General features: G+C 63.4%; 16 protein-coding genes. 9 read left to right on the forward strand and 7 right to left on the reverse strand.

Annotated elements, in window-relative coordinates; genetic code table 11:
- Positions 1-5: 5 nt before the first annotated feature.
- The 4 genes from AAIO73_RS17515 to AAIO73_RS17530 form a co-directional block, all read right to left on the reverse strand.
- Positions 6-1,019 (reverse strand): SMEK domain-containing protein, encoded by a 1,014-nt coding sequence (locus tag AAIO73_RS17515; RefSeq protein ID WP_345879752.1) that lies wholly within the window; start codon positions 1,017-1,019, stop codon positions 6-8.
- A gap of 102 nt (positions 1,020-1,121) precedes the next feature.
- Positions 1,122-1,574: a hypothetical protein gene (locus tag AAIO73_RS17520; protein WP_345879755.1), complete on the reverse strand. Its 453-nt coding sequence runs from the start codon at positions 1,572-1,574 to the stop codon at positions 1,122-1,124.
- Positions 1,571-2,413, reverse strand: a complete 843-nt coding sequence (locus AAIO73_RS17525) for a hypothetical protein (protein WP_345879757.1) — start codon at positions 2,411-2,413, stop codon at positions 1,571-1,573. Before AAIO73_RS17525 ends, AAIO73_RS17520 begins: the two co-directional genes overlap by 4 nt.
- Before the next feature lie 3 nt (positions 2,414-2,416).
- On the reverse strand, positions 2,417-2,602 hold the full coding sequence (locus tag AAIO73_RS17530; RefSeq protein ID WP_345879759.1) for a hypothetical protein: 186 nt from the start codon (positions 2,600-2,602) through the stop codon (positions 2,417-2,419).
- Positions 2,603-2,954: 352 nt separating this feature from the next.
- On the opposite strand from AAIO73_RS17530, the gene AAIO73_RS17535 reads away from it, so the two are divergent.
- From AAIO73_RS17535 to AAIO73_RS17570, 8 genes are all read left to right on the forward strand, one after another.
- Positions 2,955-5,096, forward strand: coding sequence for a hypothetical protein (locus tag AAIO73_RS17535; protein WP_345879760.1), 2,142 nt, complete (start codon positions 2,955-2,957; stop codon positions 5,094-5,096).
- Between the two features lie 327 nt (positions 5,097-5,423).
- Complete coding sequence (locus AAIO73_RS17540; protein ID WP_345879761.1) at positions 5,424-7,934, forward strand: Hsp70 family protein; 2,511 nt, start codon at positions 5,424-5,426, stop codon at positions 7,932-7,934.
- Positions 7,935-8,936 carry a phospholipase D family protein gene (locus tag AAIO73_RS17545; RefSeq protein ID WP_345879762.1) on the forward strand — a complete coding sequence of 334 codons (1,002 nt, stop codon included), beginning with the start codon at positions 7,935-7,937 and terminating at the stop codon, positions 8,934-8,936.
- A 216-nt stretch (positions 8,937-9,152) separates the two neighbouring features.
- Entirely contained in the window at positions 9,153-10,139 is a 987-nt protein-coding gene (locus tag AAIO73_RS17550) for a hypothetical protein (protein ID WP_345879763.1), read from the forward strand.
- A gap of 246 nt (positions 10,140-10,385) precedes the next feature.
- Positions 10,386-11,597, forward strand: coding sequence for a hypothetical protein (locus AAIO73_RS17555; protein ID WP_345879764.1), 1,212 nt, complete (start codon positions 10,386-10,388; stop codon positions 11,595-11,597).
- Positions 11,594-12,430, forward strand: a complete 837-nt coding sequence (locus AAIO73_RS17560; RefSeq protein WP_345879767.1) for a site-specific integrase — start codon at positions 11,594-11,596, stop codon at positions 12,428-12,430. The genes AAIO73_RS17555 and AAIO73_RS17560 overlap by 4 nt, the downstream gene beginning before the upstream one ends.
- Before the next feature lie 30 nt (positions 12,431-12,460).
- Entirely contained in the window at positions 12,461-12,742 is a 282-nt protein-coding gene (locus AAIO73_RS17565) for a tyrosine-type recombinase/integrase (RefSeq protein ID WP_345879769.1), read from the forward strand.
- Positions 12,742-13,317, forward strand: a complete 576-nt coding sequence (locus tag AAIO73_RS17570; RefSeq protein ID WP_345879771.1) for an ADP-ribosyltransferase — start codon at positions 12,742-12,744, stop codon at positions 13,315-13,317. Before AAIO73_RS17565 ends, AAIO73_RS17570 begins: the two co-directional genes overlap by 1 nt.
- Positions 13,318-13,476: 159 nt before the next feature.
- On the opposite strand, the gene AAIO73_RS17575 is transcribed toward AAIO73_RS17570, so the two are convergent.
- The 3 genes from AAIO73_RS17575 to AAIO73_RS17585 form a co-directional block, all read right to left on the reverse strand.
- The gene (locus AAIO73_RS17575; RefSeq protein ID WP_345879772.1) at positions 13,477-13,974 is read right to left on the reverse strand and encodes a DUF4411 family protein; all 498 of its coding nucleotides are present in this window, start codon (positions 13,972-13,974) and stop codon (positions 13,477-13,479) included.
- 10 nt (positions 13,975-13,984) lie between these two features.
- Positions 13,985-15,136 (reverse strand): ImmA/IrrE family metallo-endopeptidase, encoded by a 1,152-nt coding sequence (locus AAIO73_RS17580; protein ID WP_345879774.1) that lies wholly within the window; start codon positions 15,134-15,136, stop codon positions 13,985-13,987.
- 99 nt (positions 15,137-15,235) lie between these two features.
- Positions 15,236-15,754: a hypothetical protein gene (locus AAIO73_RS17585; RefSeq protein WP_345879776.1), complete on the reverse strand. Its 519-nt coding sequence runs from the start codon at positions 15,752-15,754 to the stop codon at positions 15,236-15,238.
- Between the two features lie 53 nt (positions 15,755-15,807).
- Between AAIO73_RS17585 and AAIO73_RS17590 the strand changes: the two genes are divergently transcribed.
- The gene (locus AAIO73_RS17590) at positions 15,808-15,969 is read left to right on the forward strand and encodes a hypothetical protein (RefSeq protein ID WP_345879778.1); all 162 of its coding nucleotides are present in this window, start codon (positions 15,808-15,810) and stop codon (positions 15,967-15,969) included.
- The last annotated feature ends 54 nt before the right edge of the window (positions 15,970-16,023 follow it).

A 16,023-nucleotide genomic window follows, 5' to 3' on the forward strand; every position in this document is an offset into this window, starting at 1 on the left:
CGGGTTTAAAAATCGGAGAAGTCCAAAGCCACGAGCGGCTTGTTTAGATTGATGCCTTTCGCCTCGGCATAGTCGACAAAGATCATGTGAAAGTTCGTGCCCCAGCCTGGGATCATTAGGCGCCAGTAGGGCGCTTTACCGTCTCCCCAATCGGTATAGTCAATCAGGCCGGCGTGATCGAGCAACTGCAAGTCTTCGGGCAGATCCTCCCGAGGATAGATGCGGCGAAGGGTGGCGTCGTGAATGAAGAAGTGCTCCGAGTAGGCGGTGTCTGGGCGCCTCCTCTGGAGCATCAGTCGGAAGACCTCGCGTGTTTGCCGCGGCAGCGGTGACAGCATCTCCGACAGCGCCTTGATGCTGTCAGCCGCATCCTTCTGGTCGAAATCCAGTCTCGCCTGCACGTAGTAAGCATTCATTTTGGCTGCATCTGACAGGGTCGGCTTCGGCAGCGCTTCGACATAAGCGTCAATCGAGCTTTGCGTGATGCCGTTCTCGTCAGGTATTTCGAGCTCGACGATGACCCGCCGCAGTTCATCCCGGACGTACCTGGCAAGGCTCATCAGGGCGGGCAGCCCTAAGGGCATCAGCGCTGCGCAGAGATCATCGAAGTCGAGGATATTATCTTTGCTAAAGCCGAAGCCGGCGAACGGCTCGCCGTCGAGCGTGTAAGAGCCCTGCTTCTCACCGATGACGAAGACACGAATGGTGTCATAGGCCGCCTTGTCGGCAGCGGTGACCTTCTTCAGCGTCTCCTTCATCTTGTTTGTGGACCGATCCGCGGTGACCTGGAACGCGATCCGCTTAGCCTTGTCGCCCAGGTCGAGCCCGGGATGGTTCAAGCTGTCCTTGTTCAGGTTGACCAGTTCGAGCCCGTAGATGCGGTTGAGCACCTCGCAGACGAAATCCTCCACATAGGTGTGGATGTCGAACAGGTGGATCTTGCCACGTTGCCGCGCCTGTGCGGCAACGCTTGCAAAATCATCGACGAGCTGACCAATCAGATGCCCTCGCGTCAGCATGGTAATCCTTTGCGTCGATCGGCCTGTCATCCGGCCGGTGTTCGGATGTAGCGCTTGGCCGAGAGGCTTCGCGCTGGCGGCAGATCGCTCCGACCCTCATGGTCAGATTGGCGGTGGTTCGTACTCGTCGCGTCTTCGGGCTCGTTCGACATCGAAGACGAAGGACCTCCAAGCCTTAGTCGGCTGAACGACGCGGTCGCCGACGCGTCGGGCAAGCTCGTTCCGGATCTTAGCCGCGTCGGCTCGGAGGTCAGGCCCTGCCGACCTCCACGCCCACCAGCGCACGCCGAGCGCGATCGGCGCCGCGCCGAGGATTGCGGTCATGAAGAGGTGGCCGGATAGATGGCCGGCGCCGAAGATGAACGCCGACGCAAGGAAGGCGGGAACGCCCATCAGCAGGCTGGCGAGCGCGGTGGTGACCGGTCGCAGCCGGAACAGCATCGGCAGACGCCACAAGGCCACGATCGCCCCGTGGACGGGCCATAGCGCGACCAGCGCGATCAGCGCGGCCAGGATTAGACCGACCAGTTCGCTGAGGGCTATGCTCCAGGTCACGCGGCCGCCTCGCCGTCGCCTTCATCGGCGATCGCGTCGAGCAAGCTTTGCGCGATGCTATGGACGACCACGTTGGAGATCACGCGGGCGTCGAGCTGCACAACCCCGCCGACATACTCCTTCCCGTGCAGGGTGAATCCGGTCGCAGGGTCCGTTTCCCTCTCCTCGTCGTGCGACCAAGGGAGTCTGAAGCGCGGAGCCTTGGGGAAGGCACCGATCTCGAACAGAAAGCGCTCAGGACGAGCGAGAGTGATCGCAACCAGCTCGCCATTGGCACCCTGCCGAGCGTCGATCACCACGCCCTTGTACGCGACCCCGTGGCCGTTGTTCATCGTCGAAGTGAAGACGTGCCCAATGGGTGCGTACCCGTTCTCCGCTGGCCTAGTGATGTGCTGGAAGACCCAGCCTTGGCCGTTCCAGTCTAGACGGTCCATGATGAGCTCGAACGAGTCACCCGTCACGAAACCCAGGACAGCAAACACCTCGAGTGCCAGCAAGGCGGCGACGGCGATCGCGCTTGGCCCCGACAACGCGGTGCCGTTCGTCACCGCAGCGTAGTAGGCACCAACCGGGTTGGGGACGGCTGGGCCGAGATCGATCGCGGGATAGGCTTCGTGCACCGCCAATGCGGCGTCGATAGCGCCGGCCGCGACCAGCCAGCCCACATAGTGGGTCATCACCGAGATGATGACCGACGCGACCAGCGCATTGACCGCAGTCAGCTGCAGGTCCGGGCGGCGGGCGCCGGCGCGGCCGGTTCTGAAATTGAATGCTGCCAGTGCAACAAGGCCGGGCAACAGCACAAGGACGCTGGCCAGGAACCCCAGCGTCAACGGCATGGCTTACTTCTTCGGCGTCTTCGTCGGCGAGAAGGAGTAGCGACCGCTGGTCGTATCGCGAACGACGTGGCCCTGCCCCTTGGCCTTGCGACGCTCGGTCTCGAGCCGAATGAGCTCGGAATAGCCACCAACCTTCCGAGCCGCTTCTCCGGCGCGGCGCTGTTCGCCAATGGTCATGATCGTCGCCATGCGACCGATGTAGGATGTCGAGGTCGGCACGTCTAGCCGGGCGTTCTTGGCGCCCGTTGACGATCGTGACCGTCTAGGGCGCGCGACATCGAACTGGCCCAGACATACGCCAACGACTGACCGACCGAATCGCCTTGGTCGCGATCGTCTTGTTTGGGATCCGTTGGCGAGCAGACGCCGCTACGTTTGCGAGCCGCTACAACTAGGAGGCGCGCCGGCGCGGTCGATGGTTGCAGACAAAGCGTCGCTGCCATCTTCATCTCGCTGCCGATTGGTGCAGGAAAGCATACCCGTCGCCAGGGCTTGGCGAGGGGTCCATCGCCGGTTTAGGTCAGGTGCAACGGGGGAATGTATGGCGTCGCACGTGGGTGATGTTAAAGAATTGCGGGTCGGGACAAGTGATGCTGCGTCGCTGGTTGGTAACGCGTTCGCGCTGCTTGAAGTCTCGCCTCGCGCTGACGCCCGTAGCCTCAACGACGCATATGATCGGCTCTCGTTCGAACAGGGCCAGAACCCTCACTTGCTCGACGCCGCCCGCGCGCGGCTGTTAAATCCGCGCGACCGTCTCGGCGAAGAGCTACGCTGGCTCCCGGAGATGAACCCGACTTCTGCGCGCGAAGCAGCAGGCGCTGTTCAAGCGCACTCGCTCGTTGACTTACGGCGCTTGCGCGACGGTGCCTCAGGGCTGGCACGCGTTAACCTTGGACTAGCTCTAATTGAACTGTTGATGGAACCGGGACGAGAACCTGGGCGCGTGCTCGGCGACGCCCTCGGTTGGCGATCGGATATGACACGCAAGGCCGTTGACGAAGCGCGAGCTGTTGCGGGAGGCAAGCAGGTAGCGCCTGAAGCTTGGGAGCAGGCGCTGGCGGAACGCCGTTCCGCGATTGCAGGTACACTCGGTGCCGCGTTTGCCGGTTCACCCCAGGCGACAGCGGACCTGAGCGAGCGGGTGCGCGCCGATCCACCAACTCGCGAGGCCTCGCTACTTCTTGACGGCGTGGTCACCGCCTACGGTGAGCGCGTCGCCCCCGAGTTGTCCCGGGTCCGCGATGAGATCGCGAGGGCCGAACAGACGTTGCGCGCGCGGCCGCACTCCCCAAATGCGTTGGAGGCCATCACCACAGCGCTAGCGCGGTGGGTGCCACTTTATCGGCCGGTACAACGGCGTGAGATAGCTCGTGGGCTCGGGGATGCACAGGGAAGTTCACTGTTCTGGTTGGTGCGCGGCTTGGCAGTGGATCTCGCCAACGACCACGGGCGGTTTCAAGATGCCCAAGCCCTTTCGAAGGCGCTGGCAGATGCCTTTTCCGACACCCCCTCGCTTGCACAGAAAGCGACTGATGACCTCGCCCAGCTTGTCGATCTCGTCACACAGCAGCGGGACGAGCGAGCGCTAACTCCTCTACAGACCGCACGAGACGAAGCGCTCAACCGCTCGCGCCAGTTCAGCGATGGGGTGCTGGCAGGCGGACTAAACGGCGAGCGCGGCCCCGCCGGTGCCTTCGCTCGTGCCTTTCGCGCCGCACTTACCGCTCAATTAAGCGATAGCGACCTACCTTGGCGCATCGCGCGTAGCGCCGCCATCGATCTGCACAATGAGCATGACCTTTCTGATGCGGCAGCCCGGTTGATCGACTGGCTTCTTGCACAGGGACCATCGGTGTCGATCGCGTCGACTTTGGGTAACGATCTCCGCACGGTTAAAGGCGTGATCGCCGCACGCGACCTAACGCAGGCAATGAATGCAGGCCGACTGGATAAAGCGGCTGAGTTGCTCGACAGTGTGCCGATGGACGCGGTTGGCGGTGCTGATCGGCATGCGGCGCTGAAGCGCAAAGTCAATGAAAAGCTGGCATCGCGGCGAGCGGGCAGATTCGTGCTCGCTGGCATCGCCGCGGTCACCTTATTCGCGGTGGTCGCCGGTAGCGTTAACGAGGGAAGCAGTCCTTCTTACCCAACTGAAAGTGACGCTGTCACCGACTTGAACATGACAGACGGGATGGCTTCCCTGAGCGAACCGACGATGGCGGCTGACGGCCCTTCGGCGGTAGGTTCCGAACCGGTTGCGTCCGACGACGTGGGGATAGAGGAGCCCCCTCCGCCAAGCACTTATGCTCTCCTCACGCGCCCGCAGGTGCGCTGGTGCGCCTTCGAGTCCGCGCGTCTCGAAGCCGTCACCGGGCAGGTGCCGGACGCAGCAGTTTCAGGCTTCAACGAAGCTGTGCGCGACTACAACGCTCGTTGTTACATGGCACGTCATAACATGGACGACAAAGCGATGGTGGACGCTGAGGTCGCCGCTGCTGGCGCGGCGATCCGTCGCTCTGCCTTTACTCGGCTTCAAAGATGGAGCTCCACCTCTGCGTCTCAAGTTCCAACCTTCGGCGAGGTGCTTGGCGACTCACAGAGTAATGAACCTTTGCCGACTGCTTCGCCATCTCTGACCGAAGACGATAACGACGCCGAGGACCCATACGACAATGCAATGTGACCCAACACCCCAGCTCGCTGTCGAGTTCTGGAAGCTGGCTCAGGCATTTGAACGTCAGCTCGGCTTTCTTGACGAAAGCCGGCGTGCCGGTGGTCAGGCGCAACTTCGTTACGCGCGCCGACGGCTAGACGCTCTACTAGGCGACGCGGACCTACGCCTTGCTATCTATGACGGTGAGCCTTGGTCACCTGCCTTGCCCGCCAGCGCCGTGAACGCTGATGAAATTGGGGGTGAAGAGCATGTGGTGGAGACCACCCTTGAACCTGCGGTTATCGCCAGCGACGGACGTGTGGTTCTTCCTGGAAAACTAGTAATCAAGGAAGCGTAATGTATCTCGGTATTGATCTTGGCACTTCCAACTCCGCCGTTGTTGGCAACAGCGGTGGCGAACTCAGGCTGTTCAAGACCAAGGAGGACAAGGATACGCTGCCTTCCGTTGTAATGGCGGATCGAGGAGGCAGTCGCTACGTTGGCGAGCGGGCTTACCGCCAGCTTCAGACCGCACCGAGCCAAGTGGCCGCACGATTCAAGCGGCTGCTCGGGACAAGCTCGACGCTGCCGTTCGGTCGAGATGGCACGATCACGCCGGAGGAAGCGAGCACGGAGGTGCTGCGCGCGCTGCGCGGCCAAGTGAACGCTGCGCTCGGCGCCGTTGCCGTGGAGGGCGCGGTGGTCACGGTTCCGGCCGCGTTCAATCAGCTGCAGTCGGAGGCGACGGTGCGTGCCGCCCAAGCCGCCGGCCTTGACAGAGTGGCGCTGTTGCAGGAGCCGGTGGCCGCCGGTCTCGCCGCGATGGAGCGCTCGGACGCGAAGACCGGGCTCTTCCTGGTCTACGATCTTGGTGGCGGCACGTTCGATGTGGCGCTGGTTCGTGCGGTGGATGGCGCTGTGTCGATCGAGGCGCATGAGGGCATTAACATGCTGGGCGGCTCCGACTTCGATCGTATGCTGGTTGATGCGCATGTGCGACCTTGGCTCAGCCGCGAGTTCGAGTTGCCGAACGGGCAATCCGATCCAGCAGTGAGGCGTCTGTTGGCGCTTGCACGCGCAGCCGCCGAGCAGGCGAAGATCGAATTGTCTACGGCGAGCGAGGCGGTTATTTTCGTCGGTGAGGAAGAAGCGCGGTTGACTGACTCCGCAGGGAGGGACGTTTATATCGAGGTGTCCGTAGCTCGGGCCGATCTGGAGCGTTTGGTCGGGGCCAAAATCGACGAGTCAATTGCACTTTGCCGCAAGGTGCTGTCCGACAACGGCTACGGCCCCGATGATCTCGACCGTGTGGTACTCATCGGCGGCCCCTCCAAGATGCCAGTCGTTCGCGATCGGGTTCCGCGCGAATTGGGCGTGCCCGCTGACCTGTCGGTGGATCCCATGACGGCGGTGGCGCGCGGTGCGGCAATCTTCGCCGAGGGCCGTAACTGGTCTGCCGAGGGCGCGGGGGGGCGCAAGGACGCACGGCGACGCGAGAGGAGCGCGTCGGCGCGAATATCCTACGACTTCGAAGCAAGGACGGCCAAGGAACAGGCGCGCGTCCGCGTAGTGGGTGAAGGCGATACTTCCGGCCTTCGCGTTTCCGCAGTCGATGGTAACGGCCGTGACCAAGGTGAAAAACTTGTCGCCGACCAGCCGGTGTTCACTGTGCCGCTGCAGCCTGGTGAGAACCGCGTGCGGCTTGTCGTAACAGACGCAGACGGCTCTCATATGACGGATGCGGGCGCGGAGCTCGTAATCATGCAGGTCGCGGCAGTAGCTGCCGGCGCTCCCTGCACCCACACCATCGCCATCAAGGTGGTTGATGGCGATGGCGACCGTGCGAAGAACATCGTAGTCCCTCTAATTGAGAAGGGTGCGACCTTACCGAGCCGGAACGTGCTGCCGTTGCGTGCAGCAAAGCGCCTTATTCCTGACGGCGGTGATTGGATCGATTTCGAGCTTTACCAACAGGCTCCCGGCGTACCTGACCCGGAGTCAAATCAGCCGGTGGGTTCCTTCCGGCTCGAAGCTAGCGACCTGCCGTCTGGCCGAACCCTTTACGAAGGTGACGAGGTCAACTTGCATTGGTCAGTGGACGAAAGTCAACTTCTCAGCTGCTCGGTAGAGCTGCCACGCCAAGGGCTGCACCTTGATGACCGAAACTTCTATGTGGATCGGTTCGCCCTCGTAGATTTTGGGACTAGCGGCCCGGCGCTTGCCGATGAGGCTGTCGTATCCATAGATGCTGATATCGATCGCCTAAGCGATCTGCTCGATGGTCGCGCTGACGCTGAACTGAACCGTTTACGGACCCGCGCGAACGAACTGCTCGACCAGCGTCGTCTCGCCGACGATCCAGATGCGTATCGCCGCGTGGTGGAGGAAGCCCGCTTAATCCGCCAAGAAATGTCGCGCCTACGCCATGATCCCGTCAACCGCGCTGTGTTATTACGTGCGGAGCTCGACCGCGCGTTAAAACTTCACACCGCCCTCGCTGACCGGCTGACCGACACTGGTCGTCTTCAGTTCGGCCGCGCGCGTCACACGGCGGAGGAGGCACTACTGGGTCAGCCGATGCGTGTGGAGGCCGCTGAAGCAGCGATCGAGGCTATGGACGCAATCAACCGAGAGGGGCTGCGAAGCGATCCAGACTTCCTGATCCGCCAATTCCGCTTCTTGGCCGCGCGCCGCCACGCCGCAACCGATCCAGCAACCTTCGACCGGTTCGTGCGCGATGGCGCGTCCGCAGTGGAGGCCGGCGACACTGTTGCACTACTTCGGGCAAATCAAGAACTGTACCGTCTGGCGCCTTTCCCAGCTGACGAAGGCGATCAGGCCGCCGCCTTGGCCGGCTTGCGACGTTAATTGTCTAGCCTCAATCCCGCGCCCGAGCTGCTCACGGGAACGGCACTCGCCGAACGCGTCAAGGCGATCTCCCGGGGCGCCGGGGCGCGCTTGGCCGTCGCGTTCTGGGGCGGCGGCGCGGCGAAGGATCTGTTCGGCTCCGCTGACACTGCGCGACAGGCGCGGATCCTGTGCGACGTGACGCTCGGGGGCACGCAGGAGAAGGCGCTCCGGGAGCTCGGGGCGCCGGACAACAAGCGGCTGCGGCAGGTCAGGGCGCTGCATGCCAAGCTTTACCTGTCCGACCAGGGCGTGGTGATCGGCTCCGCGAATGCCTCAACCGCCGCGCTCGGCTTCGACGGGCGCGCACCCCGCCATGTCGAACTCGGCGCCTACCACCCGCCCGGCGCCGACATGTGGCAGGCGGCGAGGACGTGGTTCGACGATCTCTACCGGCCCGCGGCGAGGGTCGACGACGATGCGCTTGCCCGTGCTCGGATGAGTTGGCGACCGCCCCCGCCAGCACTCGACGCGCGACCAGGATCGCTGCTCGACGCGGTTCGCCTCCATCCTGACCGCTACCGCGCCCTCGGCTTCTTCCTGGAGAAGATACCGCTCACGGAACCGGAGGCCCGAACGGAACGTGCCGCCTCGATGGCCGTCGCGCGGTCGCGCCGAGAGCGAGATCTAATCGCGGCCTGCAGCGTCCACGACATGTTCACCGGGCTGACCGAGGCCGAGGTCCGCGACACCCCGCCGTTTTTTATCGAGTTCTGGCAGACAAGTGGCGAAGGCATCCGGGTGTTCGGCCGAAGAGTAGAGCATCGCGACCGTGAGAACGGAACCCTCTACACCTCCAAAGACGCGCGCGCGGTGGGCCGGCAGGTGCCGGGGGGCATGCCGTCCCTCGCCGAGGCCGCCCGGAACGACAACGCGACGGTGCGAGCTCTCCTCGCCCGGCGTCGATCCGGAGCGCGTTTCCTTGGCCCCGACGCACTGGTTAGGGCGATGGAGGAGCACTGACGCTGCGTCCGGCGACGGTGGCGCGTTGACGGGATCGCCGGCGCAGCTGGAGGTTAACCCCTGGGTTCTTACCCCTTTTTCAACAGCTCCGATCGTTACCCGGAAGGGCGGAGGCCCGCCTTCGCGGGGCTCCGGTCGGCTCTTGCCGACTAGAGCCCGGTCCCGACCCTGCCGAGATGCGTCCTGCCCCTACTCGGCGCGCGTAGGACGATGTGCTTGTCGCTGCTCTGCGCCGGACTGCAACCGGTGCGCACCTTATTCTGTCATTTCGAGATCGGACCGGCGCTGGTACAGCCGCTTGGGGCAAGGAGGGGTATGGTGATTAGAAGCGCGGTGGCGGCCGGTATCGGCCTGGTGGTGGGCAGCGCGGCCCTTGCCCAGACCGACCTCAGCATGTTCAGCGGCTCCCCCGTGCAGCCGGCCGAAGTGAAGAAGGTATGCGACGCTCGGATTGCGCTAAACCAGCCCGGCTACTTCCCCTTCTGCGGGACAGTGATTGCCACTCATCTTGGCGACGAACAATTCCGCGAGTTCTACGAGGGGGACGGCAACAACCCGTTCATCACCGCATCGCAAGCACAGGCCTTCGCCCGCCAGACAGATCGGGTGGCAGCGCTTCGGGGTACTCCGGCGACCTGCCTAGGTAGCAACCTCGATGCGTGCTTGGCGACGCTGAGCACGGCGCTCTTCGTCACATCCCATCCGTTCGAGCCGCAGTGGGTTCCTGGCGAACCCATGGTCGAGAACCAGTCGCTAGAGTTCATCGGGTTCAAGCCGCCTGTGTATGACGAGCTGGCACGCTTCGACCGGCAGCTGAACCGCGAGGTCGGGCTCGGCCTGATCGTGGCTCCGGGAGAGCGCGTGATAGCGGTCGCGATCCGCGCTTCGCTGAAAGAGGCCAATCTGACCTATGCCGTGAAGTCCGGCTTGCTTGAAGCGCTGCACGCGGCGAACCCGACATGCCAGCCTGCCGGCTCGGATGTTCAGGCCCTGAAGCAGGTTCTCGACCTCTCCCTCGAGGATGGCGACAGCGGAACTTTCGTTTCGGCGAAGTTGGTGTTGTGCAGTCGTCTGGCTGAGGTCTTCAGGTTCCAGCCGACCAGCTCTGGGATCGACACTCCAGCACAGCGCATCACCATCACGTTCCGCGAGGCGAAACCGCGAACCAAGCCGCAGCGGCCGGCAAGAAGCGTAAAGCGGTAATTGCCGCGCTGCTGATCCTAATCGTGCTGGTTCTGCTCAATCGCGACCGGTCTGCGTCACCTACCACGTAACGCTATCTATGCGCCGCAAACGGCGAGCCTCAGCGTACGTTTCCGGCTTTCTTCTCACCGGATTTCGAAACATCCACTATTTTAGGTGAAAATCCACTATTTCAGGTTGCGCCTCCCTTCAGCGACGGCGTCCACTGTTTCAGGAAATCCGACAGGGGGTTGTTAGGCTCACGCGATGATCGTCGACGCTCCCACTCCGGCCGAGTTTAACGCCGCAGGTCTGAACCAGCTCACACTCGCGTGGCAGATCGCGATTGGGGCGGTGATGGAGTACGATAACGCGCTCGCGCTCGGTGCCGAAGGCGATGCCGAGAGCACCGCTGAATATTGGCGCCGGACCCAGCCGGCGCTCGCCAACGCCTACAGCCTGGTCCAGCAAGGCATGGAACTTGCGCTTAAGGGGCGGATCGCGTCGGTGTCGCCGTTTCTGCTGATCGGCGATCCGAGCGACTGGCCAGGACGGGCGGCAAGCGAAGACGTCTCGTTTGGCGACCTGCGAACCCTCGACGCCGCCGACCTCGTCAAGGTTCACAACGGGGTTCGCGCCGACCGGCTTGATGAGACTTTCCGCGCCTTCTGGGACGAGGTCCGGCGCGAGCGGAACAAGATCATGCACTCGGTGGCACCGCGCACCTTCGATCCCGCCACGCTGGTGCGGACCATCTTGACCGCGGCCGAGGCGCTCTATGCCGACCTGCGCTGGCCCCAGCGGCTCCTGGACATGGAAGAGGACGGCCGGCTCGCGGCCTTCGGCTACATCGATGATGTGCAGAACAGCGTCATGCGGCAGGTCGATGATGCGATCCGCCACCTCCAGACGGCCGAAGCTAAACGGTTCTTCGGCTTCGACAAGGGACGGCGGAGCTACGTCTGCCCGCGCTGCTATCTCGCCGCGAACCGCGACTGGCAGGAGTGCTGGCCGCATCTTGCGCAGTTCCGATCGCGCCGCGCCGGCGACACCGCGTTACACTGCTGCCTGTGTGACGAGACGACGAATGTTTCGCGGCAGCCTTGCCTGCGGACGGAGTGCCAAGGCGACGTCATCGTTGAGGACCTGTGCCTGACCTGCACGCGCCGGCAGGACGAGAGCGACACAGAGGCCGACTACGAGTTTATCCTGGCGGTTCGTGACACCGACCAGCCGTATCAGGGAGAACCGTCCATCGAGCGCTGCCGCGGCGACGAAGCGGCGAAGCGCTTCGGTCGCGACGCGCTCTCCGTCGGCATTTTCACGACGGTCTCGATCACGCGCCTGAACCCGAACACTCTCTCCGATCCGGAGCCCCGCGACCCTGTGGTCGGCTCGTGGCGACGCGTTGGCGCCGATCTCGAGTGGCTCGAAGGGATCGACGCCGATCGGCTCACCCTTGAGCTGCGGCCGTCATGAGCGAGGACCAAAACGGGTCAGGCAAAGGCGCCGACAGCATGGACAGAAATGGTGGAGGGCATGAGGCAGGCGATTTAGCTGCAATCGTCGGCGGCGCGGTAGTGTTGCTGGATCAGGTCACCTCGTTAGAGCCATTTCTTCCTGACCTCACTCCCGGCGACCGCGAGCGGGTCGACGCTTATGTCGCGCGCGCTTCGGCCGAGGCAACGCTACGCGCCTACAAGTCCGATTGGCGATTGTTCTGCGCGTGGTGCGGTGAGAACGGCTATTGCCCGCTACCCGCCAGCCCCGCCACCGTCGCGGGCTTCCTCACTCTCCTCGCCGAGCGTGGATTCGTGCCAACCGAACCGCGCCGCACCAAGCGGGGAGTGGTGCTGCCACGCAAGGCGCCCGTCCCACTCGGCCGCGCCACGATCGGCCGGCGCCTTGCGGCGATCGTGTTCGCGCATCGCGCCGCGGATTTGGAGCCGCCGACCACCCAGCCCGATGCCGCGCGGCTCGAAAAAGCTATGCGCGGGATCCGCAAGGACAAAAAGGGCGAGCTGCCGGGCAAGAAGCGCGCTGCCGATGGCGACGTCCTGCGCGATATGCTCCGCAGCATCACCGGAGAGGACCTACGCGCCTATCGCGATCGGGCTCTGCTCGCCGTCGGCATGGCGGGGGCGTTCCGCCGGTCGGAGCTGGTCGCGGTCACCATCGCGCGCGTGTCCGAGGATAGCCGCGGTCTGCTTGTCCGGATTCCGTCGTCGAAGACAGACCAGGAGGGTCAGGGGCATACTGTTGCCATCCCTGATGGCAGGCGGCTCGAGCCGGTTCAGCACTATCGCGCCTAGCTGGAGAAGGCGAAAATTGGTGACGGACCCGTGTTCCGCAAGCTCACTCCGCAAGGCCGGCTCACCGACAAACCGATGAGCGCGCAAGGAGTGGCGTTGGTAGTAAAAGCGGCCGCGGTCGCTGCAGGCTATCCACCCGAGTTGTTCTCCGGCCACTCTCTGCGCGCGGGGTTCCTGACCGAGGCGGGTCGGCAGAACGCCAACCTGTTCAAAATGAAGGAGCACAGCCGCCACGCGTCGTTGGAGATGGTCGCCGAGTATGTGCGGGACCATGAGCGGTTTCGTGAGCATGCCGGTGAGGGATTTCTCTGATGATCCCCGTGCCGTCGGGTTCGCCGATTATTCGCGACCGTAAACTGAACGAAGCCGAACGTGAGGCACTCAGCGCTTACGGTGCCGATTCAACCTTTTTCCACCTGGTGGCGCAGGGCCATACCGAGTTGGTGACCGGTCGCCCGGACTTCGACATGTTTATGATGACCGGCAAAACAAGGCGCGACGCGATCGACGGTTTGTTCGAGGTGTCGCGCCTCGCGCGTGCCCTTTCGCTTTGGTCGGGTCACGGCCATGGCTGGAGTATCCGCGGCGCGCTGGAAGGCCCGCCGGATGCATTCCGGGGCCTGACCTACCGCTATCCTGGTTTTATATCCTCCTCGCTCGAGCGGAGTTGGTGCGTAGAATTCCTTAGTAAACGCCACCGATCTGGCAGCCATCCCACCCTGCTGCGCCTCGATCTGCCCGAGGGCTATCCCGCGATCGATATGCACGATGGCGGCCATGCCGGTGAGTTCGAGATCCTGCTGCCGCGAAGCCGCAGCTTTATCATCACCGATGCTGATCGGCTCGAGAACGATGTTCTGCTGCTCGGTCTCGCGCCGATCGCGTGAACTGCGGGCTCAAAGCAGGCCGAACTCGAAACAAGTCCGAATGAGCTCTGTCAAAGATGGGCTCACCAGTTGGCGTTCAGCTTATCCAACGTGTTACAAGCTCAACGTAACAGCCAAGGTGCGTTCGCTTCGTCCGACCCCGCTGTCCACCATTGGACCCTACCTGCCGCGCCACTCCGTGGTGAAGTCGAGCGCTTCAATCATGTCGAACAGCGGACAACACGGCACCCCGAAATCACGACACACGTCGGGCACCTTGCGATTCGCGCCCTGCTTGCCAGGCCTCGACACCTCGAAGCTGACGACTGTTCGCTGCCCTAGCTCAACCCGCGCATACGCGATTAAGAAGGGATCGCGCCCGACCAGATCGACGCCGTTTTCATCGAGAACGCCATAGCCGCCCAGAGTTGTGTCGGCGACCAAGCCAGGATCGAGATCCTCGTTCAGCATGAGGGCGTCACGGCTTTCCTGAGTGCAGAGCCAATCAACGATGTCACCGCGGCCGGATGTGACTTCCTCATATTGCTCGATCGGCACCTTCACGTTCCCGATCGTGCCCTGATGGCGCAGCCACTCCCAAAAGACTGGAAAACGCCGGAGCGGGTAGGCTCGGCGGTCACCAGTGATGAGCGTGTCGGCGTCGAGGAGGTAGAGCAATCGAACCCCTCTAAGCCATCTGTTCGGTCATGCGGCCGATCGCCGTAGGCTTCACGCCGAGCACCTTGCCTGCCTTGGTCGTCGTCAGCGCGCCGCCGGCAACCATCCGATCGACGAGGTTCAGCAACCCCTGGCCGACCCGATGCCGGCGTACGACGTAATAGTCCGGGGCGCCTTTGGCCGCCCTGCGCGGGAACTCAAGGCGATCCTCATCGAAGCGAGCCGCAAGCCGCCGATACTGACCCCCGTCGATCAGGCGCTCGCGGAGCATGTTGTAGGCCACCATCTTGCGGCTGACCTTCCGAGCATTGGCGAACGCGCCGATGTCGACGACCAGTTCCTCGAACTCCGCTTCGCGGGCGATCTCCTGCAGCTCCTCACGAGCGAGGAGAAAACGAGCGGCAGCATCATCGCACAAGCGCTCGATCGCCTGCTCGCTATCATAGCCGCTTATCCCGCTCTGTCCGAGCAGGATGTGTCCGAGTTCGTGCAGCAGCGTGAATGGCCAGGCGGCCTTAGAGTCCGTCTCATTGATCACGATGAAGGGCGCCACCTCGTCGGCGAGGGCCATGCCGCGGAACACGCCTGGGCTCAGGTTAGTCGTCCAATGGCCGAGATTGCCGATTAGCAGCACGTAGACGCCGACCTCTTCAACGGCATCGCGTAGAATGCGAAAGGCTTGTTCAATCGTGCGCGCCTGTCGATACACCGCGCGATCGAGCGCGAGCAAGTCAGCCATTGCGGCGGCGAGGCCGCCCGCCCCGGTTCGGGGATCGACTGAACCGACGAATGCTTTGGCTTCAGCCTCTTCGGCGTCCTCCAGCGCGCCACGAACGAGCGCCTGGCGGGTGCGGACATCGCGCACGAGCGCATCGATGGTCGCCTCAGCGCCCATCTCCCGATTGGGAAGCGTGCGAAAGTCATGAGCGCGTGGGGCCGCCGCCGGCGGCTCGGGCAGGTAGAAGGTGAGCAGCGGACGCCGGTAGCGATCCGCCATCTTGAGCAGCTGCGGCCGGCTCGGTTCGCGATCGCCCGCCTCCATTTCGGCCAGACGTGTAACCGCGTTTTCACCGCCAAGGCCGATCCCCTTGGCAGCATCCTCCAGTGTCAGGCCCGCGCTCTCGCGCGCCCATGACAAAATATGAGGATTGACTTTTGGCATTTGGGAGCAGGCTGAACTTTCTAAGGCGCTTCTCTCGAGTATATGCCCATGCCCAACGCCGCTGTCATCGACGTTGATGATTCTGCTCGCGAGAATCCGTTAGGCCGTTCCCGAATGGGAGAGCGACTGCGGGGTGAGCACCCGTACCGACAGCTCCCCGTGGGTGCCGAGCTGCTCGAGGAGGATCATGCTGTGTTCCTCGACGTCGGCGGGATGCTCGAACACCTCCATCGTGTAGCAACCCCGCGCCATGTCGCAGCCGGGCGTGTCCCTCGCAACGCGTGAGTATGGCTCCGGCCAGCGGCAGACTAGCACCCAGGGCCACCCCTCCTCCGGCGGCTCGTAGCGGGAGATCAGGACGTTGTCGCCGACCATTGCCGACGGGCGTCGATCAAAGAGGTCAGGTGCAACAGCGACCAAGCGTGGTTCATCGAGAAAGCGGTCAAGCTCGGCGCGTTCCTCATCTGTCTCCAGGATAATTGCATAGTAGCGGCCGAGTGCCAGCCCCTCCCCGCGGTTTCGGATCGGCATATCGATCAACATCACGCTCGGTGCGGCGATCATCGGCGAGGCGTAGAGCATGCGCTCGCGCGCGAGGGTTTGCGAGAGGCGGTACATGGTGCTGATCGGCCGTTTCCAGTTTACCTGTGCGGTCGGGACGATATGGTCGCATGATGACCGACGCCGAGCAACTCTCCCCGGAGCAATGGCGCGAGCGGCTTCAATCGCTTGGCGACCGTGAGGTGATCGCGCTGTACGAGCGGGAGGAAGGTTGCGGGCCGATCGCTGACGTCGCCGCCGGCGAGATGGAGCGACGCAACCTGGATTACTGAGCCGCGTAGCGGTTACCGTCCGAGTGCTGTGTGTCCTTCATAAGCACGCTCAGC

It is taken from the genome of Sphingomonas epibiotica (assembly GCF_039615155.1).
Lineage (GTDB): Bacteria > Pseudomonadota > Alphaproteobacteria > Sphingomonadales > Sphingomonadaceae > Sphingomonas.